General features: G+C 49.4%; 1 protein-coding gene. It reads right to left on the bottom strand.

All coding sequences use genetic code 11. The features are described 5' to 3' along the window. Positions 1-148 (bottom strand): AsmA family protein (locus BIU97_RS18525; protein ID WP_139195959.1); only part of this gene is annotated, 148 nt, incomplete at its 3' end. Positions 149-271 lie beyond the last annotated feature (123 nt).

Genomic DNA, 271 nt, shown 5'->3' with positions numbered 1-271 from the left:
GGTCCAGGTTGGTCTTACTCTCGACCACTTTCTCAATCTGTGGCTTGTAGGTGTTTGGGTCAATAACGGCGACCGCGATAGCGACGGCGGCAACGGCAAGAATGAGCAGGCCAACGATGGCAAGAGCCACATAGCGAACAGCTTTCATGATTTTGGCGTCCTTCCGTTAATTCGTGTCCGGTAACTGGGCTTGTGATTAGCCCAAGGATAACCCAGGGGTAACAAAATAAAAGCCTGAGTGTATGACAATACGTTAGTGATCAGCCAAAAT

This window comes from Curtobacterium sp. MCBA15_009 (assembly GCF_001864895.1).
In the GTDB taxonomy this organism is placed as follows: Bacteria; Actinomycetota; Actinomycetes; order Actinomycetales; family Microbacteriaceae; genus Curtobacterium.
This window is presented reverse-complemented; position numbering and strand designations above follow the sequence as displayed.